This is a genomic window from Corallococcus sp. RDP092CA (genome assembly GCF_041903675.1).
Classification (GTDB): domain Bacteria; phylum Myxococcota; class Myxococcia; order Myxococcales; family Myxococcaceae; genus Corallococcus.
Genome location: NZ_JAYESI010000025.1, coordinates 31,503 through 54,182 on the forward strand (window position 1 = coordinate 31,503; position 22,680 = coordinate 54,182).

The 22,680-nt window shown below is 72.7% G+C and carries 9 protein-coding genes; 5 read left to right on the forward strand and 4 right to left on the reverse strand.

Annotation, left to right across the window (positions count from 1 at the left end):
- Positions 1-52 precede the first annotated feature (52 nt).
- Both U8525_RS24545 and U8525_RS24550 read left to right on the forward strand, forming a co-directional pair.
- On the forward strand, positions 53-973 hold the full coding sequence (locus tag U8525_RS24545; RefSeq protein WP_374268805.1) for a DUF6310 domain-containing protein: 921 nt from the start codon (positions 53-55) through the stop codon (positions 971-973).
- Between the two features lies 1 nt (position 974).
- The gene (locus tag U8525_RS24550) at positions 975-1,730 is read left to right on the forward strand and encodes a DUF5953 family protein (RefSeq protein WP_374268737.1); all 756 of its coding nucleotides are present in this window, start codon (positions 975-977) and stop codon (positions 1,728-1,730) included.
- Positions 1,731-1,739: 9 nt separating this feature from the next.
- Here U8525_RS24550 and U8525_RS24555 read toward each other — a convergent pair whose 3' ends face one another.
- From U8525_RS24555 to U8525_RS24570, 4 genes are all read right to left on the reverse strand, one after another.
- Positions 1,740-4,685 (reverse strand): SNF2-related protein, encoded by a 2,946-nt coding sequence (locus U8525_RS24555; RefSeq protein WP_374268738.1) that lies wholly within the window; start codon positions 4,683-4,685, stop codon positions 1,740-1,742.
- Positions 4,686-4,754: 69 nt separating this feature from the next.
- On the reverse strand, positions 4,755-6,785 hold the full coding sequence (locus U8525_RS24560; RefSeq protein WP_374268739.1) for a TonB-dependent receptor plug domain-containing protein: 2,031 nt from the start codon (positions 6,783-6,785) through the stop codon (positions 4,755-4,757).
- Between the two features lie 171 nt (positions 6,786-6,956).
- The gene (locus tag U8525_RS24565) at positions 6,957-8,033 is read right to left on the reverse strand and encodes a PEGA domain-containing protein (protein WP_374268740.1); all 1,077 of its coding nucleotides are present in this window, start codon (positions 8,031-8,033) and stop codon (positions 6,957-6,959) included.
- Positions 8,034-8,076: 43 nt separating this feature from the next.
- Positions 8,077-9,351, reverse strand: a complete 1,275-nt coding sequence (locus tag U8525_RS24570) for a serine/threonine-protein kinase (RefSeq protein WP_374268741.1) — start codon at positions 9,349-9,351, stop codon at positions 8,077-8,079.
- Between the two features lie 186 nt (positions 9,352-9,537).
- Here U8525_RS24570 and U8525_RS24575 point away from each other — a divergent pair, with 186 nt between their 5' ends.
- The 3 genes from U8525_RS24575 (at position 9,538) to U8525_RS24585 (ending at position 22,531) form a co-directional block, all read left to right on the forward strand.
- Positions 9,538-10,869, forward strand: coding sequence for an MFS transporter (locus U8525_RS24575; RefSeq protein WP_374268742.1), 1,332 nt, complete (start codon positions 9,538-9,540; stop codon positions 10,867-10,869).
- 109 nt (positions 10,870-10,978) lie between these two features.
- A complete protein-coding gene (locus U8525_RS24580; protein WP_374268743.1) occupies positions 10,979-12,217 on the forward strand; it encodes an MFS transporter in 1,239 nt (412 codons plus the stop codon).
- A 12-nt stretch (positions 12,218-12,229) separates the two neighbouring features.
- The gene (locus U8525_RS24585) at positions 12,230-22,531 is read left to right on the forward strand and encodes an amino acid adenylation domain-containing protein (RefSeq protein ID WP_374268744.1); all 10,302 of its coding nucleotides are present in this window, start codon (positions 12,230-12,232) and stop codon (positions 22,529-22,531) included.
- The last annotated feature ends 149 nt before the right edge of the window (positions 22,532-22,680 follow it).

A 22,680-nucleotide genomic window follows, 5' to 3' on the forward strand; every position in this document is an offset into this window, starting at 1 on the left:
GACGTCGATGAGTTCCACGATACGCGCTGCTCACCCGGGACGACGCATGACCATGCGACTCCATGCTTGCGCCTCGCTCCTTCTCTTCCTCACGTCATGCGCTACACCTCCTTCGAGCCATCGAGGGACGACGTCGCGGGACCCGCGACTTGCCAACCTCCAGCGAGCAGCAGTGCTGCCCTGGCAAGACGGTGGGCAGTGCGTTGTTCGCGAGGCGTTGCAGCCTTGGCCGGTGCTGGTGGAGCGGTGCTATCCGGCCCTCGACCACGAGCGGATCGAGTTCCACGACACCACGGGAAGGTGCGCGGTCGCCTCCACGGGCGCAGCTGCCATGGGGATCGGGCTCTGCGTGCTGGCAGCCCCCGAGATTGCCATGGGAGCTGTGGTCGTCCTTGGCGCGGTCGTGGTCGCCGTTGCCATCAAGGAGGCGCTGGATGCGTATGAGTTACGGCATTCCTACCCCGAAGAGGCAGGGCCTGCCCGAGGAGCGAGGGTTGCGCCCCAAGAATCTGTCGGTGAACGGAAGCCCAGACTGGCACCGAAGCCAGCGGGGCAGGACTGGCAACCCCCGGTGCCACCTCTGTCCGTGGGCCGGACGCGCCGTGCCAGTTGCGAGCCAATCCCAGTGAATCACCGTGGCGGCAACGACCCGCACAACAAGTGTGCGGACAAGGTTCCGAACAACAGTTTCCCTGGGTGGGATGTGTTCGTGAATGGGAAGAACTTCGACGCGCTGCAACTGGCCACACGCATCCTCTGGGAAGTCAAGACCGACAATTTCGACGCATACAGTGAGTTTCTCCAGGGCCAGGTGATCAGCGCTCAAGTACCCGCGCTGCGGATTGAGCGCGAACTGGCTCGGTCCTGCGGATTTGGCTTCCGTGTCGGCGTACGCAGTGAAGCGCATAAAGAAGCGCTGGAGAATGTGGCCCCGGATCTCAGGGGATTCATCGTCGTCATGGACTGGTGCTGAGATGACAGCCAAACGAAAAATGACCCTCAGCGTCTACGCCCCCGCGCTCCTGGGTAAAGACAACCGCCCCGTAGCCGTGGTTCATGGGATGGAGCGTGCGTTCCCTGACCTGCGCTTGGAGTGGCGTGTTTCCAAAGACGGACGCCCCATCGCGTTGCCACAACGCGACGCATGGCTCACGGAACAAACCAAAGATGGGGGGTTCCCCCTCCTGTGCAACGGCAACGAGAACTTCCCTGTGATGCTTTCCGGGTGGGAACTCCCAGCGACCAGCGCCCCAGGCGGCCGATCACAGCTGGAGCTCCATGCGTCTCTGCCACCAACCCCAGAAATGCTCGCGGCGGTGCCGGAGGTGCTGGAGGCCGTGGCGGAAGTCGCACGCGCGCACTGGGGACATGCCACGCCATTCAGGGCGAGCGTGGACATCGCGCGCCAGACGAGGAATCGACCCGATGACCTGGAGCTGCCCCCTCACGGCCTGCCTGTGATCGCGTCCCCTGGCGCCATGAGCTCGCCCGAGATTCCCCACCGCCTGGGATGGCTGAACTACTGGTCCGCCGCTGCCGCGCAAACCATCGGGTTCCCGGACCCGACCCGCGACGCCGAGCTGCTTACACGAGCGCGGCGCACGGCATCGGGCGGGTGGGTCGTGCAGCTCACTGACGGGCCTCTCGACCTGGACGACCCCACGCACCTGGATGCACTCAAGCGGGCCTACGAGCGCTTCCCGAAAATCGGCGGACGCGCAGCGCCTTGACGCTCGGGCTCACGCGAAGAGCTGGAGCAGGTCCTCGCGGGTGATGGCGGCGGCGCCCCCGGCCTCGCTGAGCGCGGCCTCGAAGAGGGCGCGCTTCTTCTCCTGGAGGCCCAGGATCTTCTCCTCCACCGTGCCCTGGGACACCAGCCGGTAGACCATCACCGGCCGCTCCTGCCCGATGCGGTGCGCGCGGTCCGCCGCCTGCGCCTCCACCGCCGGGTTCCACCACGGGTCCATCAGGAACACGTGGTCCGCCGCCGTGAGGTTCAGGCCCGTGCCGCCGGCCTTCAGCGACATCAGCAGCACCGGCGCGCCGTCCTCGCCCTGGAAGCGGGCGGTCACCTCGCCTCGGTTCGCCGTCGCGCCGTCCAGTCGCTCGAAGCCGATGCCCGCGTCCTTGAGCCCCGGCTCGATGAGGTCCAACAGCGACGTCCACTGCGAGAACACCAGCGCCTTGTGGCCCTCCGACACCGCCGTCTCCAGCGCGTCCACCAGCGTCTGCACCTTGGAGGACGTCTTCGCCTGCTGCCCCGGCACCAGCGCGGAGTGGCAGGCCGCCTGCCGCAGCCGCAAGAGCGCCTCCAGCGCCTTGAGCACGCTGCCGCCTTCGTTGAGCAGCGCCACCACCTCCGCGCGCGTCGCGGCCATCACCGCGTCGTAGACGGAGCGCTCGCGCTCATCCAGCTGCACGTGCATCACGGAGTCGGTGCGCGGCGGCAGCTCCGGCGCCACGTCCCGCTTGAGGCGGCGCAGGATGAACGGCCGGATCCGGCGGCGCAGCGCTTCGGCCGCGCCGGGATTGCCGTCCGCGATGGGCTGCGCCGTCTTCTCCTCGAACTGGCGGCGGCCCCCCAGCAGGCCCGGGTTCGTGAAGTGCATCAGGCTCCAGAGCTCGTCCAGGCGGTTCTCCAGCGGCGTGCCGCTGAGCGCCAGCCGCAGGTTCGCCTTGAGCCCGAACGCCGCGCGCGACACCTGGCTCTCCGGGTTCTTGATGGCCTGCGCCTCGTCCAGCACCACCGCCTCCCACGTGGGCGCGCCCAGCACTGGCGCGTCCAGGCGCAGCAGCGCGTACGTGGTGAGCGTGATGTCCGCCGCGGGGTCCAGCTTGCGGCCAGGGCCGTGGTACACGCAGACCTTCAGCGACGGCCGGAAGCGCTGGAGCTCCGCCACCCAGTTGGGCAGCACGCTCGTGGGACACACCACCAGCGACTTCGGGCCCAGGATGCAGAGGGTCTGGAGCGTCTTTCCCAGGCCCATGTCGTCCGCGAGGATGCCGCCCAGCCCCGCGCCCTTCAGGAACGACAGCCAGCTCACCCCCTGCTGCTGATACGCGCGCAGCGTGGCGTTGAGCTCCGCGGGCAGCACCGGCGGCGGCAGCTTCTCGAAGCCCTCCACCAGCGGGGCCAGCCTGTCCAGGCCCGGAGGCGGCGGCTGCTCCAGCGACTCGCACAGCTGCGTCAGCTCCGGCAGCGCGTGGTTCGCGACGCGCCCGTCCTCCTGGCGCGCGGCCAGCAGGTCCGCCACGCGCTGCCCGTTCTTGTCCAGCCACGCGCGCGGCAGCGGCGCCCAGCCGCCGCCGTCCAGCGGCACCAGCCCCAGCCCCTCCGTCCACGCCCGCACCACCGCCCCCGCGTCCACCGTGCGCGCGCCGCCCTTGCCGCCCTCCACCTCGAACTCCAGCGTGAAGCGCACGTCCGGCACGCCCGCGCCCGTCGTCCCGCCCTCCACGCGCAGGGACGGCTTGAGGCGCATGTCCGGGCTGACGATGCCCGCCGCGTCGCCGCCCAGGTCTCCCCGGAACCTCCGCAGCTTGTCCGCGAAGCGCGTCATCTCCGGGCCCTGCACCGTGAGCCGGCGGCCGGGCACCAGGTTCAGCTCATCGCGCAGTTGGTGGAGCAGCCGCTGCTCCGCGGCCTCGTCGCGCAGCGGCACCGCGCCGCGCAGGTACACCATGCGCCCGTTGTCGATGCGCACCGTCGGCGGCGCGCCGTACACCAGCGTGGGCAGCACCGACAGGCCCTGCGTGAGCTGGTTCAGCTCCAGGAGGATGCGCGGCTTCAGCTCGCGGTCCAGCGCCGGCAACCGGCGGCTCTTCATGTCCACCGGCATGCGCCGCCCCAGCTCGGGCAGGATCTTCGCGGACAGCTCCCCCAGCTGCTCCGGCGAGTACGTGCGCACGAGCGGCAGGTGCTGGAGCCACGCGCCCGTCATCGCCGTCTCGCCCAGGCGCACCAGGGACTCGGCCGTGAGGCCCACGCCGGGGCTCACCACCTCCACGATGCGCGGGTCGCGCGTGATGGTGATGACCCACTGCTGGCCCCGGTCCTCCACCTTCGCGCGCGGCGGCAGCACCTCGCTGGACACCGCCACCGGCCGGCCGTCCAGCAGCACGTTGCGCGCGGGCTCCAGGGCGCGCAGCAGCGCGTCCAGCTTCTCCGCCAGGAGCGGCCCCCGGGTGCGCCGCTCCAGCAGGCGCTCCATCACCAGGTCCACCTGCTCCACCTGCAACGTGGCGCCGCCCTGGGGCTTCGCGAGGCGCCCGGTGAGGTCCTCCAGCGGCTCCTCCGTGCCGTCCGCGTGCGCGAGGACGCGGTGCAGTTGCAGCCCGCCCTCCACGCGCGTGAAGCGGTACACCACGCGCGACCAGCGCTCCGAGACCGCCTCCAGCGGCGCGTCCTGCTTCTCCGCCTTGTCCAGGGAGATGGCCGCCGCGACGACGTGCTCGCACGGGTCCACCGGGCTGGGGCAGTCACACTCCCACGCCTCGTCGCCCGGGTAGAGGACGACGGTGAAGGCTACGGCCCGGCCCGCCACCTTCACGCGCAGCTCGACCTCCGAGGCCGTGCGCCCCTGGAGCGCCACCGCCCCATCGCGCGCGAGGCTGACGCCCTTGGACCAGAGGCCCGGCTTGGCTTCTTTCCGGACGGCTTCGAGGAGCTGGCTGTTCTCGGACATGGCAGGCGGCTTCCCTACGCCCCGCCACGCCCTCGCGCAACGTCGGAGGCGTCCTGGCTGACGCCCAGGCTACTCGTCGTCGTAGGACGGCTCGAAGAGGTAGGTCAGCTTCACCAGGAACTCGCGGCTGAACACGGGCAGGGGCGCGTGGCCGCCGTTGTAGGGCTGGGCCACCCGGAAGTCGCTGCCCAGGAGGTTGTAGACGCCCGCGCCCAGCTCCAGGCCCTTGGTCCCCACGTTCTCCGCGCGCACGAAGAGGTTGAGCAGGAGCCGGGGCTGGAGCGTCTGGACCTCCGACACGCCCTCCTCGTCCGGCGCCCCCACGGCGAAGCGCTGGCCCACCAGCACGGCCGTGGGGCTGACGGACAGCCACGGCAACACCTTCGCCGTGCCCGTCAGCGTCACCTTGTGCGTGGGCAGGCCGGTGAAGGCCTTCGGGTGCCCGGGCACCAGGTAGTCCTCCACGTCGTTGCGGCCGCCCGGCCGGTAGAACGAGTAGCCCGCCTCCGCGCGGCCCCACGTCCCGCGCAGCCGGTAGTCCAGCTCGATGCCCCGGCTGCCCAGGCGGCCCAGGTTGCGGTACGCCTCGCTCGCCGTGTCCGCGTCGTAGGAGTAGATGATGGGGTCCGTCACGCCCACGTCGAAGGCGTTGGCGCTCAGGCTCTGGCCCTCGCCCAGGCGCAGCGTGGCCTCCAGCTCGTACACCGTGGTGCGCTCCGGCCGGACGTCCTCGCCCAGGGAGATGTTCTCGATGCCCGGCGCGCGGAACGCGCGGCTGTAGAGGGCCTTGCCGCTCACCGGCCCGAAGGACTTGAGCAGCACCAGGCGCGGCACGAACGAGCTGCCGAAGGCGCTGTGGTCCTCGAAGCGCGCGCCCGCCACCACCGTGGCGATGGGGTTGTCCGAGTACACCTCCACGAAGCCCGCGACGTTGCGGTAGGAGACGACGTCCTCGTCGCCGTCGAAGGCCTCCTGCTGGCCGATGCCCGCCGGGCCCCGCAGCTGGCCCTGGTCGAACGCCAGGTCCACGCCCCCCGTGAGCTGGAGGAAGTCGAACGCCGCCCAGCGCGCCAGCGCCCGGCCCCGGATGCGCCGGTAGCGCTTGTCGTAGAAGAAGGGCGACGCCTCGTCCGAGTCCCGGTAGGACTCGCCCAGCGTGAGGTTCAGCCGGGGGATGATCTCAATCCGGTCCGTGGGCCGGAAGCGGTCGCTCAGCTCGGCGTGGAACGACTCGAAGTCGGTGCTCGCCGGGGTGGGCAGCACCTCGTCCACGGACACGACGGACGTGGTGTCCTGGCGCTGGTACAGGAGGCTCAGCTGGAGGTCGCGGTAGCCCACGCCGGCCTGCACCACCGTGGGGTCCAGCCGCGACGCGCCGTTCATGCTCGCGGAGCCACCATAGAAGTCGTCGAACACGGCGTCGCTGCGCTGCCCCTGCCCCAGCGACGCGGACGCGAAGGCGCTCAGGCCCGGCACGCCCTCGAACACCTTGCGGCCGGACAGCGTGAGGCTGCGCCGCCCGAGGCCGTGCGCCAGCTGCCCGTAGGTGCCCACCACCAGCGCGTCCGTGCTGCCCTGGATGCCCCGGGTGATGACGTTGATGACGGCCAGCTCCGCGTTGCCGCCGTAGATGACGGAGCCCGGGCCGCGCACGACCTCGATGCGCTCGATGAGCTCCACCGGGAACTCGTGGCCCAGCTGCATCGTGGAGTAGAGCTGCTCGTTCATCTCCTTGCCGTCGATGATGAGCAGCACCTTGCCTTCCTGGCCCCACAGCCCCCGGAAGCCCGGCCCCACCGTGCCGGACACGTCCACGCCGAAGAAGAAGCCGGGCACCTGCAACAGCACGTCCATCAGGTCGCGCGCGCCGGAGGCCTTGATCTCGTCCGCGGTGATGGCCGTCACCACGGCCGGCGAGTCGTGCAGCCGGGTGATGGCGAACGACGCCACCTGGCTGTGCACCTCCGGCTCATCCTCCAGCTGGAGGTCGCGCTGCTCCTCGGCGGAGGGCGTCTCCGGCGGACCGGGGTCCAGGGTGGGCTCCGGCGCCGTCTGCGCGAAGCCCGTGCCCGCGCCCAGCAACGTCAGCCAAACACACACACGACGCCCAAGCCTGGTGAAACCCATACGAAACAACCCTCTCGAAGGTGGGGACGCGGGGCGGTCCCGGGGGGCGCTGCCCTCCGCGTGAAGCCGATTGTATCGGATCCAGCACCATCCGAAAGTTCTGGAAATCCTCGCACCACACCGAATCCGGAGGCGCGCGGTGTTTCACTTCACGCGCACGCGGGTGCTGCGGCCCGGCTCGACCTCCACGGTCATGCGCCGCTTCACCTCGCCGTTGACGCGGACCTCCACCTTGGCGGGGCCGGAGGGCAGCGCCTGCGCGGAGACAGGCGGAAAGCCATATGGCCGGCCGTTGATCCACACCTCGCCGTAGAGCCCTGGCGAGGTGATCTCCAGGTCGCCCCGCTGGGTGGCCACGGCGGCCTTCGCCACGGAGGGCTCCGACGGCGTCGCGGGCTCCGTGGGGGAATGGGTCGCCCCGGGTCCACCGGCCAGCCCCGCGCTCGCCGCCGGGGGCGAAGCGGGGACGACGGCCGCCACGGGCACCGCGGCCGGCCGGGGCGAGGCCGGCGTCAGCTCCGCGGAGAGGTCGCGGTTGAGCGAGCGCACCGCGTCCGCGTCCACGTCCACCGTCTCCTCGTACAGGTGGCGGTCGCCCTGCGCGAGCACCACGCGGTGCGTGCCCGCGGACACCGGCAGCCGCGCCGGCGTCAGGTCCACCGCCTTGCCATCCACCATCACCACCAGGCCCGGCGGCGTGGACGTCACCAGGAGGAGCCCGCCCCTCGACTCCTCCTCCTGCGAGGCGCTCTGCGCGGCCTGCTGCTCGCGGGCGGCCCGCGCGGCGGCGAGCTTCGCGGCGCGCGAGCGGGGCGGCGCGCGGGTGGGCGGCGGCTCACGCGCTGGGGACGCCTGCGGGGTCCGCGACTGCTCACGCGAGCGCAGGTCGGTGGCGATGCCCAAGAGCCGCGTCAGGTCGCTGTCCTTGTCGTCCGGGCGCAGCTTGAGGGCCTCGGTGAACTGCGCGACGGCGCGCTCGTAGTCGCGGTCCTCCAGCGCGGCCAGGCCGGACGCGCGCAGCGCGCGCACGAGCCCGGCGTTCGCGGCCTCCGATGGCGCGTCCACGGGCGGCGGGGCGGGGGGCTGGACGGGAGCGGGGGGCCGCGTGACGACGGGCTCGGGCGGCGCGGCCTTGCGCGAGCGGACCACCAGGTACGCCCCGGCGTTCACGACCACGGTGCCCAGCAGGATGACGGCGATCCAGGTCTTCTGGTTCTTCACGATGGATGTCCCACTTCCCACGACGACACGGTGCGCCCGCCCCTCATGCGATGAACAGCCAGAACACCGCGCTGCCCACCAGCGCGGCGCCCGCCGCGGCCGCCAGCGCCCAGGGGAACGCCCCGGACGAGACCGCCTGCTCCGGCGATGGAATGACGCCCGTGGTGGAGCCCGTCCCGCCGCGCTGGGGCAGCACGCCCGTGGGCACCAGCGCGCTGGGCTCGCGCAGGTCCACGGGGTGCTCCGCCTCCCCGAAGGGCGGCGGGCCGGAGATGCCCGTGGGCGTGCGAGTGGCGCCCATGCCCGAGGCCTCCGCCGACGCCCCCGGCGACGAGCCCGGCACCGACACCGCCGTGGACACCCGGCCGCCGGCGTCCGGCGGGAACAGCGTGGCCATCAGCGTGGCCAGCTCCCGGCCGCCGGAGGTCCAGTGCTGCGCCGTGCGGTAGCGCTCCAGGTCGTCGTGCAGCTCGCGCGCCGTCTGGTAGCGCTGCGCCGGCTCCTTCGCCAGGCACTTGAGCAGGATGCGCTCCAGCTCCGGAGGGAAGCCCGGCGCCACCTGCGACGGCGGCGGCACGTCCCCCTGCGACGCGGCCAGGATGGTGGCCTCCATCGTGTCGCGCTTGAACAGGCGGCGCCCCGTGGACGCCTCGTAGAGGACGATGCCCAGCGAATACAGGTCCGAGCGGTGGTCCAGCTCCCGGTTGGTGATCTGCTCCGGGGACATGTACGCGTACTTGCCCTTCACCACCCCGGCCACCGTGCGCTCCAGGTTCACGGAGCTCTTCACGATGCCGAAGTCCGCCAGCTTCACGATGCCGTCGCGCGACACCAGCACGTTGCCCGGCGTGATGTCCCGGTGCACCAGCTTCAGCGGCGTCCCGTCCGACAGCGTCTTCGCGTGCGCGTACGTGAGCGCGTCCGACATGGCCAGGCCCACGTCCACCGTCACCCGGGGCCCCAGCGGGATGTTCGCCGCCGCCGCGTGCCGCATGATGCGGTCCAGCGACTGGCCCTGGATCCACTCCATCGCCAGGTAGTACTGGCCTTCAATCTTCCCGAAGTCGAACACCTGCACGATGTTCGGGTGCGTCAGCAGCGCCGCCACCTTCGCCTCGTCCGCGAACATCCGCGCGAAGGGCTCCAGGTTCGCGTACTCCGGCAGGATGCGCTTGATGACGCACGCCTTGGAGAACCCGTCCGGTCCGTCGAGGGTCGCCAGGAACAGGTGCGCCATCCCGCCCGTGGCGAGCCGCTGCACCATCCGGTACTTCCCGAAGCGGAGGTCCACCCCAGGCGCGGCCGGCGAAGGCGTCACGGTATCAACCCTGTTCAAATTGTACTCCCGGGGCGGAACTCGCAATTCCGGGAAGATACCTATGCCGAGACCTCCCCACAAGTTTCGCACACCGTGTCAACTGGTTTTACATGGAATACACTTTAACAACGTGACGGATGGGTGTCGGACCGGGGGCCCGGGCATATCCTCCGGGTCCTCGTGCGCATGGCGACCTCCCCCACCGACGCCCCCTCCCCGCTGACCGCTCCCCGTCCCCTGACCGCCCAGGACCTCCGCACCCTGGGGCTGGCGGCGCTGGGGGGCGCGCTGGAGTTCTATGACTTCATCATCTTCGTGTTCTTCACGGCGGTGATGGGGAAGCTGTTCTTCCCGCCGGAGACGGCGGACTGGCTGCGGCAGCTACAGACGTTCGGGCTGTTCGCGGCCGGCTACCTGGCGCGGCCCCTGGGCGGCATCGTGATGGCGCACTTCGGGGACCGGACCGGGCGCAAGCGGATGTTCACGTTGAGCGTCTTCCTGATGTCGCTGCCCACGCTGTGCATGGGCCTGCTGCCCACGTTCGCCACGGCCGGGTACGCGGCGCCGCTGCTGCTGCTCACGCTGCGGCTGTTGCAGGGCGCGGCGGTGGGCGGCGAGGTGCCGGGCGCGTGGGTGTTCGTCTCCGAGCACGTGCCGGAGCGCCGCGTGGGCCTGGCGTGCGGGACGCTCACCTCCGGGCTCACGCTGGGCATCCTGCTGGGCTCGCTGGTGGCCACCGCCGTCAACACCGCCTTCACGCCGGAGCAGGTGCTGGCGTTCGGCTGGCGCGCGCCCTTCGTGGTGGGCGGCGTGTTCGGCTTCCTCGCCGTGTTCCTGCGCCGCTGGCTCCAGGAGACGCCCGTCTTCGAGGAGCTGCGCCAGAAGAAGGCGCTGGTGCGCGAGCTGCCGCTCAAGGCCGCGCTGAAGGGCCACGCGCCCGCCGTCGCGGTCTCCATGCTGTTCACCTGGGTGCTCACCGCGGGCATCGTGGTGGTCATCCTGATGACGCCCACGCTGATGCAGCAGTTGCACGGCATCCCGCCCGCGAAGGCGCTGGCGGCCAACAGCGTGGCCACGCTCACGCTCACCGCGGGGTGCATCTGCTTCGGGCTGCTCGCGGACCGGCTGGGGCCCACGCGGGCCATGGCCATCGGCTCGGGGATGCTGCTCGTCGCCGCGCAGCTGTTCTACCGGGGCGTGGCGAGCGCGCCCGAGCACCTGGTGCCGCTCTACGCGGGCGTGGGGTTCTGCGTGGGCGTCGCCGGCGTGGTGCCCGCGGTGATGGTGCAGGCCTTCCCCCCGGCGGTGCGCTTCTCCGGCCTGTCGTTCTCCTACAACGTCGCGTACGCGCTGTTCGGCGGCCTCACCCCGCTCGCCGTCACGGTCGCCTTGAAGCAGAGCCCGCTCGCGCCCGCGTACTACGTGTCCGCGGTGTGCGCGGTGGGGCTCGGGGTGTCGCTCCTCCTCTTCCGGGGCTTCACCGCCCGCGCCAGCGAACACCCCGCGCCGTCGCCGTAGCGCCGCCGGCGCTGAAGCAGCACTGCACGTTTCCACCGCAATTCCATATAGACAATCTAAATCAGAAGTCCGTGAACACCCGTCGCTCTCGGTGAATTAGAAAGCGAGTGTGTCCACGCCTTCCTCGTCCCGGCTGTCCTCGCTGCGCGCGCTGAAGCACCGCGACTTCGCCTTCCTCTGGGTGGGCGCGGCGCTGTCCAACATCGGCACGTGGATGGAGGTGCTGGCGCTGGGCGTGTACGTGACGAAGGTCACGGGCCGGGCGGAGTGGACGGGCGGCGTGGCGGCGCTGACGTGGCTGCCGTCCATCCTGCTGTCGCCGCTGGGCGGCGCGCTGGGGGACCGGTTCGACCGGCGGCGCGCGGTGGCGTTGGGCGCGCTGGTGCAGATGGCGCTCGCGGGGACGCTGGCGGCGCTGGCCTTCACCGGGGAGCTGACGGTGCGGTGGGTGGCGGTCATCTCCTTCCTCAACGGCTGCGCGGTGACGCTGTTCATGCCCGCGTTCTCCGCGCTCATCGCCGTGTCGGTGCCGAAGGAGGACCTGCACAGCGCGCTCAGCCTCAACTCGGCCCAGGCCAACCTGGGGCGCATCTGCGGCCCCGCGCTGGCGGCGCTGCTCATCGCGCACGCGGACCTCGGCTGGGTGCTGCTGCTCAACACGCTGTCCTTCGCCGCGGTGCTGCTGGCGCTCCTGGGCGTGCGCGGGGCTCCGGCCGCAGCGAAGCCCGCGTCGCCGGAGGGGCTGTGGGCGGGCATCGCGCGGGGCCTCCAGGTGGCGCGGGCGGATGAAGCGCTGCTCATGGCCATGGGCGGGACGCTGGCCATCGCCGTCTGCATCGCCCCGTTCACGGCGCTGGCCCCGGTGATGGCCATCCGGGTGTTCGGTCAGGACGCGGGCGCCACGTCCATGCTGGTGACGGCGCAGGGCACGGGCGCGCTGCTGGCGGCGCTGGGCGCGGGCGCGCTGGCGGACCGGCTGGGGCGCGGGCGGCTGTTGGAGGTGAGCCTGCTGCTCATCGGCCCGGTGGCGGCGGCGTACTGGCTGTCCCCGACGCTGGGGTTCGCGACGGTGGCGGTGCTGCTGCTCGGGTCGCTCTACATGCTGACGCTCACGGGGCTGGCCACGGTGTGCCAGGCGCGGGTGTCCGGGGAGCTCCAGGCGCGCATCTCCAGCCTCAACTCCATGCTGCTCTTCGTCGGCTTCACGGTGGGCGTGTGGTCGCAGGGCGCGCTCGCGGACCGGCTGGGGGTCCGCGCCGTCATGGGGGGCGCGGCGTTCGGGTTCCTCCTCTTCACCGTCCTGCTGCGCACGCTGCGCTCGCGCGGCTTCGCCGCCTACGAGACCTGAGGGAATCACACGATGACGACCTCCTCGCCGGTTGCCCCGGGCAAGAAGCGCCTCCCGCTCCCCCTCGTCCCCAGGACGGAGGCGCTGCCGCTGTCCTTCATGCAGCAGCGCCTGTGGTTCCTGGCGCAGATGGAGGGCACGAGCGCCACGTACAACGTGTACTTCTTCGTGCGGCTCTCGGGAGCCCTGGACGCGGGCGCGCTGGAGCGGGCCCTCCAGGCGGTCGTGGACCGGCACGAGTCGCTGCGCACCACGTTCACCGCCGTGGACGGCCAGCCGGTGCAGCGCATCGCCCCCGCGCTGACGCTGGGGCTCCGGCGGGAGGACCTGACCGGCCGGGAGCAGGCCCTGCGCGGGCGCGCGGAGGCGGAGGCGCGCGCGCCGTTCGACCTGGAGCGCGGGCCGCTGGTGCGGGCCACGCTGGTGCGGCTGTCTCCGGACGAGCACGCGCTGCTCTTCGTCACGCACCACATCGTCTGCGACGCGGTGTCGCTGGGGTGGATGGCCAGTGAGCTGAGCGCGCTCTACACCGCCTTCACGCGGGACGAGGCGCCCCGGGTGCCGGAGCTTCCGGCGCAGTACGCGGACTTCGCGCACTGGCAGCGGCAGGCGCTCACGGGCGACCTCCTGGAGGCCGAGCGCGCGTGGTGGAAGGCGCGGCTTGAGGGAGCGCCACCCGCGCTGGAGCTGCCCACGGACCGGCCTCGCCCGCCACGGCAGACGTCCCGGGGCGCGGTGCACCGCCTGCCCATGCCACCGACCCTGGCCACGGGCATCCGCGAGCTGAGCCGCAAGGCGGCCGTCACGCCGTACATGGCGCTGCTGGCGGCGTTCCAGGTGCTGCTGTCCCGCTACAGCGGCCAGGAGGACCTGGTGGTGGGCACGCCCGTGGCGGGGCGCGGGCGGCGGGAGGTGGAGCGGCTCATCGGCTTCTTCGCCAACACGCTGGCGCTGCGGCTGGACACGTCCGGCGACCCGACGTTCCTCGCGCTCCTGGGCCGCGTGCGCGACGTGTGCCTGGGCGCGTACGCGCACCCGGACATGCCCTTCGAGCAGCTGGTGGACCTGCTGGTGCCCCAGCGCGACCCCAGCCGTTCGCCGCTGTTCCAGGTGATGTTCGTGCACGTGAGCTCGCCGTGGGCCGCGCTGAAGTGGCCCGGCCTCACCGTGACGGAGCTGGACTTCGAGCCCGGCGTCGCGCGCTTCGACCTCACCCTCTTCCTCTACGACGACCCCAGCGGCCTGGAGGCGCGCTGGGAGTACAACGCCGACCTCTTCGACGAGGCGACGGTGGCCCGCATGGCCGCGCACTACGCGCGCCTGCTGGAGGGCGCCGTCGCGCGGCCCGAGGTCCCGGTGTCCGCGCTGCCGCTGCTGACCGCGCGCGAGCGGGAGCGCGCGGTGGTGGACTGGAACGACACCGGCGCGGACGTGCCGGTGCACCCTGGCGTGCACGCGCTCTTCGAGGCGAGCGTGCGCAGGAGCCCGGACGCCATCGCGGTGCGCTTCGGAGAGGAGCGCCTCACCTACGCGGAGCTGGACCGGCGCGCCAACCGCGTGGCCCACGCGCTGCGCCAGCGCGGCGTGACGCCGGACACGGCGGTGGGGCTGTGCGTGGACCGCTCGCTGGAGCTGGCGGTGGGCATGCTGGGCATCCTCAAGGCGGGGGCGGCCTACTGCCCGCTGGATCCAGCCTATCCGCCGGAGCGGCTGGCGCTGATGCTGGAGACGTCGCGCGCGAAGGTGCTCGTCACGCGGCGCTCCCTGGCGTCGGGGCTGCCGGAGGGCGGCGCGGAGCGGCTGTTCCTGGAGGACGACCTGTCCACGCCGGACACCGCGCCGGAGCCCGCGGGCGGACCGGACACGCTGGCCTACGTCATCTTCACGTCCGGCTCCACGGGCGTGCCCAAGGGCGTGGCGATGCCGCACCGCCCCCTCTTCAACCTCATCCAGTGGCAGGTGCGCCGCTCCGCCGCGCCCCGGGGACGCACGCTCCAGTTCTCCGCGCTGAGCTTCGACGTGTGCTTCCAGGAGATGCTGCCCACGTTCGCCGCGGGCGGGGAGCTGGTGCTCGTGTCGGAGGACACCCGGCGTGACGGCCGGGCCCTGCTCACGTTGATGCGCGACCAGGGCGTGGAGCGCATCTTCCTCCCCTTCGTCGCCTTGCAGCACCTGGCGGAGGTGGCGGACGCGGAGGGGCTGCTGCCCACGTCGCTCCAGGAGATCAACACCGCGGGCGAGCAGCTCCGGATGACGCCCGCGCTGCGGCGGCTGCTCCACGCGCTGGACGGGTGCGTGCTGGACAACCACTACGGCCCCACGGAGACGCACGCGGCCTCGGCCCACGCGCTGAAGGGGGACCCGGACGCGTGGCCGGACCTGCCGCCCATCGGCCGCACCATCACCAACGCGCGCACGTACCTGCTGGATGCCCGGTGGGAGCCGGTGCCCGTGGGCGTCGCGGGTGAGCTCTACATCGGCGGCGCGGGGCTGGCGCGCGGCTACCTGCACCGGCCGGACCTCACGGCGGAGCGCTTCCTGCCGGATCCGCTGAGTCCGCGGCCGGGCGCGCGGATGTACCGCACGGGCGACTTCGCGCGGTACCTGGCGGACGGGACGCTGGAGTTCCTGGGGCGGCGCGACGCGCAGGTGAAGCTCCGCGGCTACCGCATCGAGCTGCCGGAAGTGGAGGCGGCGGTGGCGAAGCTGCCGGGCGTGAAGGACGTCGCCGTGGTCGCGCGGGAGGACGCGGCGCGCGGCAAGCACCTGGTGGCCTACGTGGTGCCCCAGCCCGGCGCGGACGTGGACGCGGGCGGGCTCAAGGCGCCGCTCCGCGACCGGCTGCCGGAGTACATGGTGCCCGCGGCCTTCGTGCTGCTGGAGGCGTTCCCCCTCACCCCCAGCGGCAAGCTGGACCGGCGTGCCCTGCCCGCTCCGGACGACGACGCGGACGCGGCCCAGGCCTTCGTGGCCCCGCGCACGCCCCTGGAGACGGAGGTGGCGGAGGTCTTCGCCGCGCTCCTGCGCCTGCCGCGCGTGGGCGCGCACGACCACTTCTTCGAGCGGGGCGGCCACTCCCTGCTGGCGACCCAGGTCACCGCGCGGCTGCGCGACCGGCTCCGGGTGGAGCTGCCCGTCCGCGCCCTGTTCGAGCACCCCACCGTGGAGGAGCTGGCCGCCCACCTGGCCTCGCTGACGGCGAAGGCGGACGGGCAGGAGCCGGCGCTCGCGCCGCGCCCGCGCGACGAGGTGCCGCCGCTGTCCTCGGCGCAGGCGCGGCTGTGGTTCCTCACCCGGATGGATCCGGACGGGTTCTCGTACAACCTGCCCTGGTTCACGCGCTGGAGCGGGCCGCTGGATGACGGCGCGTTGGAGCGGAGCCTCCAGGCGCTCGTCCAGCGTCACGAGGCGCTGCGCACCACCTTCGTGGAGCACCAGGGGCAGCCGGCGCAGCGCATCGCCCCGGCGCTGGACGTGCCGCTGCGGCGCGAGCGCGTGTCCTCGGAGGCCGAGCTGTCGCGGCGCGCGGAGGCGGAGGTGCGTCGTCCCTTCGACCTGGCGCGGGGGCCGCTCGTGCGCGCGACGCTGGTGCACGTGCGGGACGGAGAGCACGCCCTGCTCGTCACGTTCCACCACATCATCTGCGACGGCTGGTCCCTCGGCGTGTTCGAGCGCGAGCTGACGGCGCTCTACCGCGAGGCCACCGGCGGCGCCGCGGCGGCGCTCCCGCCCCTGCCCCTCCAGCCCGCGGACTTCGCGCGCTGGCAGCGGCGGGAGTGGGCCGGCGCGGCGCTGGAGGCCCGGCTCGGGTGGTGGAAGGACCGGCTCCAGGACGCGCCGGCCTTCCTCGACCTGCCCACGGACCGGCCGCGCCCGGCGGTGCAGACCTTCGAGGGCGCGCACCTGTCCCGGAGGGCCTCCCCCGCGCTGTCGAGGGCCCTGGAGGCGCTGGCCCAGCAGGAGGGCGCCACCCCCTTCATGCTGCTCCTGGCGGGCTTCCACGCCCTGCTCGCCCGCTACAGCGGCCAGGACGACGTCGTCATCGGGGCGCCCCTCGCGGGCCGCGAGCGCCAGGAGCTGGAGGGGCTGGTCGGCTTCTTCATCAACACGGTGCCCCTGCGCATCACCGCGCGCCCGGGCACGAGCTTCCGCGAGCTCGTGGGGCGAGTGCGCGACCTCACGCTGGAGTCCTTCGCCCACCAGGACATGCCCTTCGAGCAGCTGGTGCGTGTGCTCCAGTCCGAGCGCGACCCCAGCCGCGCGCCGCTGTTCCAGGTGATGTTCGTGCTCCAGAACGCCGGAGGTCCCGCCGCGGGCGCCCTGCCGGACGTGTCGGTGACGCCGCTGGACGTCGAGACGGGGATGGCGAAGTTCGACCTCACCCTCTTCGCCCAGCCCTCCTCCGAGGGCCTGGGCTTCACCTGGGAGTACAACACCGCGCTCTTCGAGGAAGCGACCGTCGCGCGCATGGCCGAGCACTACACGCGCCTGCTCGCGGCCGCCGCCGCGCGGCTGGACGAGCCCGTGGCCAGGCTCCCGCTGCTCACCGACGAGGAGCGCCACCGGCTGCTGTTCACCTGGAACGACACCCACGGCGACTATCCGCGCGAGGCGTCGCTGCCCGCGCTCTTCGAGGCGCAGGCCCGGAGGGCGCCCCAGGCCATCGCGGTGGAGTTCGAGGACCGGCGGCTGACGTATGGAGCGCTCGACGCGCGCGCGAACCAGCTCGCGCACCACCTGCGCGCGCTGGGCGTGGACGTGGGCACGCCGGTGGGCCTGTGCACCGGGCGCTCGCTGGAGATGGTCGTGGCCACGCTGGCCATCCTCAAGGCGGGAGGGGCCTACGTCCCGTTGGATCCGGCCTACCCCACCGAGCGCCTCCTCTTCATGGCCCGGGACACGCGCCTGCCGGTGCTGCTGGCCCAGCCCGGCCAGGAGGCGAAGCTCGCGGCGCTGGAGGCGCGCGTCGTGACGCTGGAGCCCTCGTGGGACGCGTTCGCGCGCGAGTCCACTCGGGCGCCGCGCGTCACCGTGCCCGCGGATGCGCTGGCGTATGTCATGTACACGTCCGGCAGCACCGGCCGGCCCAAGGGCGTGTGCATCCCGCACCGGGGCGTGGTGCGGCTGGTGAAGGGGGCGACCTACGCGCGCTTCGGCCCGGAGGAGGTCCTCCTCCAGCTGGCGCCCATCTCCTTCGACGCGTCGACGCTGGAGCTGTGGGGCGCGCTCCTGCACGGCGCGAAGCTCGTGGTCCTCCCGCCGCATCCGCCCTCGCTGGAGGAGCTGGCCGGGGTGCTGGAGCACCAGGGCATCACCACGCTGTTCATCACCACGGCCCTCTTCAACCAGATGGCCATGTTCCAGCCCCGGGCGCTCGCGCGCCCGCGACAGGTGATGACGGGCGGCGAGGCGATGTCCCTCCTGGCCGCGCGACAGGTGCGCGAGGCGGGCCGGGAGGTCATCAACGTCTATGGCCCCACGGAGAACTCCACCTACTCCACCGCCCACCCGCTGGAGGGAACGGTGGACGACGGGCGCCCCGTGCCCATCGGCCGGCCCATCACGAACACGCAGGCCTACGTGCTGGACGCGCTGGGCGCCCCGGTGCCGGTGGGCGTGGCGGGGGAGCTGTACCTGGGCGGCGACGGGCTCGCGTGGGGCTACCTGCACCAGCCCGCGCAGACCGCGGAGCGCTTCGTGCCGCACCCGTTCAGCGCGACGCCGGGCGCGCGGCTGTACCGCACGGGAGACCGGGTGCGGTGGCGGCCGGACGGGGTCCTCGACTTCCTGGGCCGGACCGACTCCCAGGTGAAGGTGCGCGGCTTCCGCATCGAGCCGGGCGAGGTCGAGGCCGCGCTCAAGGCCTCGCCGGGCGTGGAGGACGCGGGCGTCGTCGTGCGCGAGGACGCTCCCGGCGACAAGCGGCTCGTGGCCTACGTGGTCGGCGCGCGCGTGGACCCGGGCGGGCTGCGGGCCCACCTGAACGCGCGGCTGCCGGCGCACCTGGTGCCCTCCGCCTTCGTGAAGCTGGAGCGGATGCCGCTGTCTCCGTCGGGGAAGGTGGACCGCAAGGCCCTGCCCGCGCCGGACACCCAGGCGGGCGCGGAGTCCTACGTGGCGCCGCGCGAGGGCTGGGAGGCGCTGGTGGCGGAGGTGTGGGCGCCGCTGCTGGGCGTGCCCCGCGTGGGAGCGCACGACCACTTCTTCGAGCTGGGCGGCCACTCGCTCCTCGCCACGCGGGTGGTGTCGCGGCTGCGGGACGTGCTCCAGCGGGACGTGCCCCTGCGCCTCCTCCTGGAGGCCCCGACGGTGGCCCGGTTCGCGCAGCGCCTGGAGGCCCTCCAGAAGGGAGGCCCCGGCGCGCCGGTGCCGCCCATCGTCGCGGTGTCGCGGGACAAGCCGCGGCCGCTGTCCTTCGCGCAGCAGCGGCTGTGGTTCCTCGCGCGGCTGGAGCCCGAGGGCAGCGCATACAACGTGCCCTTCTTCTTCCACCTCGACGGGCCGCTGGACGTCCTGGCGCTGGAGGGCGCGCTGGACGCGCTCATCCAACGGCACGACGTCCTGCGGCTCACGTTCAGCGAGGACGCGGGCCAGCCGATGCAGCACGTCGTGGAGCACCGGCCGTTCAGGCTCGACCTGGAGTCCCTGGACGGGGACGCGCTGCTGCGCGCTCGCGCGGAGGCGGAGGCGCGGAAGCCCTTCGACCTGGAGCGGGGGCCCATGGTGCGCGCCACGCTGCTCCGCATGGCGCCGGAGCGGCACGCGCTGCTGCTCACGATGCACCACATCGTGTGTGACTTCGGGTCCATCAACATCCTGGTGCGCGAGCTGAAGGCCCTCTACACGGCGCGCCACCAGGGCGAGCCGCTGGACCTGCCGCCGCTGCCCGTGCAGTTCCCGGACTTCGCCGGGTGGCAGCGCCAGGTGATGGCGGGGGAGCCCCTGGAGGCCCAGCGCGCGTGGTGGAGACAGCACCTGGACGGCGCGCCGCCGCTCCTGGAGCTGCCCACGGATCGGCCGCGCCCCTCCGTGCAGACGTACCAGGGCCTCCAGCTTCCGGGCCCCCTGCCCGCCTCACTCCCCGCCGCCGTGCACTCGCTGGCGCGCGACGCGGGCGTCACTCCGTTCATGTTGCTGCTCGCGGGCTTCTACGCCCTGCTCGCGCGGCACAGCGGCCAGGACGACCTCGTCGTCGGCACGCCCATCGCGGGGCGTGGCCAGCGCGAGGTGGAGAACCTCATCGGCTTCTTCACCAACACCCTGGCCCTGCGCGTGGACGCCTCCGGCGCGGAGAGCTTCCGCACGCTCCTGGGCCGCGTGCGGGAGTCCTGCCTGGGCGCGTATGCCCATCAGGACATGCCCTTCGAGCAGCTCGTGGACGCGCTGGTCCCCACGCGCGACCCGGGCCGCTCGCCGCTGTTCCAGGTGATGTTCGTCTTCCAGAGCGGGGGCGCGGCCTGGGAGCTGCCCGGCCTCCGCGTCAGCCCCCTGACCTTCGAGCCGGGCATGGCGAAGTTCGACCTCACCCTCTTCGTGCGCGAGACGCCGGAGGGCTGGGGGACGCTCTGGGAGTACAACACCGCCCTCTTCGATGAGGCCACGGTGGCGCGGTTCGCGGACCACTACGCACGGCTGCTCGAAGGCGCGCTCGCGGCGCCGGACGCGCCCCTGCGCACCCTGCCCCTGCTCGCGGACGCGGAGCGGCGACAGCTGGCGGCGTGGGCGCTCCAGCCAGCGGCCTTTCCCGCCGTGCCGAACATCCACGCGTTCTTCGAGGCCACCGCCGCGCGCACACCCGACGCCGTCGCGGTGCGCTTCGGGGCGGCGACGCTCACCTACGGGGAGCTGGAGCGGCGCGCGAACCAGCTCGCGCATCACCTGCGCAAGCTCGGCGTGGGGACGGACGTCCGCGTGGGCATCCACCTGCGACGCTCGCTGGACCTGCCCGTGGCGGTGCTGGGCACGCTCAAGGCGGGAGGCGCCTACGTGCCGCTCGATCCGGCCTATCCACCGGAGCGGCTCGCCGCGATGCTCCAGACCTCGGGCGCGGCGGTGCTGCTCACCTCGCGCGAGCTGCGCGACGTGCTGGGGACCGGCGCGGCGCGGGTGTTGGAGCTGGACGCGCGGGCGGACGTCCTGGCCCGCGAACCCGACGCGCGGCCCGAGCCCCGGGGCGCCGCACAGGCGCTCGCCTACGTCATCTTCACCTCCGGCTCCACGGGGACGCCCAAGGGCATCGCGATGCACCACGAGGCGCTGGTGAACCTGCTGCACTGGCAGCTGGGGGACTCCGTGGCGCCCAAGGCGCGGACGCTCCAGTTCTCCGCGCTGAGCTTCGACGTGTCCTTCCAGGAGCTCTTCGCGACCTGGGCCGCGGGCGGTGAGCTGGTGCTCCTCACCGAGGAGCACCGCCGCGACGCCAGCCAGCTGCTGGCCCTGTTGAAGGGCGCGGACATCGAGCGGTTCTTCATGCCCTTCGTCGCGCTCCAGAACCTCGCGGAGGTGGCCGAGCGCGAAGGCACCTTCCCCACCCGCGTCCGGGAGCTCATGGTGGCGGGCGAGTCCCTGCGCATGACCCCGGCGCTCCGCCGCTTCATGAAGCGCACGGGCGCGGTGCTGCACAACCACTATGGCCCGTCCGAAGCGCACGCGGTGACGTCGCTCTCCCTGAAGGGCGACGCCGACGCGTGGCCGGCGCTGCCCTCCATCGGCCGGCCCCTGCCCAACGTGGCCGTGCACGTGCTGGACGCGAACCTCCAGCCGGTGCCCCGGGGCGTCACGGGCGAGCTGTACGTGGGCGGTGTCCAGGTCGGCCGTGGCTATCTGGACCAGCCCGGCCTCACCGCCGACCGCTTCCTCCCGGATCCGCACAGCCCCACGCCGGGAGGGCGGCTGTACCGCACGGGAGACTGGGCCCGGTATCTGCCAGACGGCACGCTGGAGTTCCTCGGCCGGCGCGACGCGCAGGTGAAGGTGCGCGGCTTCCGCATCGAGCTGGGCGAGCTTGAAGCCGCGCTGGCGCAGCACCCGTCGGTGCGCGGCTGCATCGTCGACGCGAGGGACGACGGCGGCGGCCAGAAGCGGCTGGTGGCCTGGGTGGTGGGCACCGGCGGGAAGTCCCCGGACGTCGGCGCGCTGCGGAGCTTCCTCCAGCAGCGGCTGCCGGAATACATGGTGCCCGCGCACTGGGTGGCGATGGAGCGGTTCCCGCTGATGCCCTCCGGCAAGGTGAACCGCAAGGCGCTGCCCGCGCCGGAGGGAGGCCGCGAGCCCACGCGAACGCTGGTGGGTCCCCGGACGCCCCTGGAGCTCCAGCTCGTGCGCATCTGGGAGGAGGTGCTGGGCGTGCATCCCATTGGCGTGCGCGACAACTTCTTCGAGCTGGGCGGGCACTCGCTGCTGACGCTGCGCGTGCAGTCGGCCATCCTCGCGCGGTTGGGCCGGACGGTTCCGGTGGCGGCGCTCTTCCAGAACACCACCGTGGAGCACCTCGCGGGCCTGCTCCGGGACGCGGCGCCCTGGACGCCGAGGGTCGCGCTCCAGAACGGCCACGAGGGCATGCGTCCCTTCTTCTGCGTCCACGCGGTGGGGGGCAACATCGTGCCCTACGCGGAGCTGGCCCGGGCGCTGGGACCGGAGCAGCCGTTCTACGGGCTCCAGGCCCGGGGCCTCGACGGCGAGGCGCCACCGTGTGACTCCATCCCGGAGATGGCGGCCCTGTACGTGCGCGCGGTGCGGGAGGTCCAGCCACACGGCCCGTACCTCCTGGGCGGCTGGTCCCTGGGAGGCAACGTGGCGTGGGAGATGGCCCACCAGCTGCGGCGCGAGGGGGAGACGGTCGCGCTGCTCGCGCTGCTCGACTCCTCCGCGAGCCTGCACTTCGGCAATCCGGACGACCTGAACGCGAAGGCGAGGCTGAGCGCGCTGTTCCTGGAGGACCTGCTGCGCGCGTCAGGGCAGCCGCTGCCGCCGAACGAAGGCCTCTCGCCGGGCCGGTGGATGGAGGTGCTGGAGGCGGCCAGCCAGCCGCTGTTCGCCGAGGAGCAGTCGCTGCGTCACCTGCGCCACGCGTTCGAGGTCCACCTGAACGCGGGCTGGGTCTACGAACCGCCGCCGACCACCGGCCCCTTCACGGTCTTCGAGGCGGAGGGCTCGCGCTGGGACCACGGCTGGGCCCCCTACGCGCCCGGCGGGCTGGACGCGCACACGGTGCCCGGGGACCACTACTCCTTCCTCAAGCCCCCCCACCTCCAGGTGCTGGCCGCGAAGCTGCGGGAAGCCATCGCGAAGGCGCAGGGCGCCCAGGGGCGCTGACGACGGGCGGACCGAAGCACGGTCTCACGCCCGCAAGTTCATCGAGCGCACGCGGCTGACGCTGCCAGGGTGGCGGGCCGCTCCCGAGCCGCGCAGGGAAGCCAAGGACTGGCAGCAAGCCGGTCCGAGGTCCCAGCCCCTCACGTGAG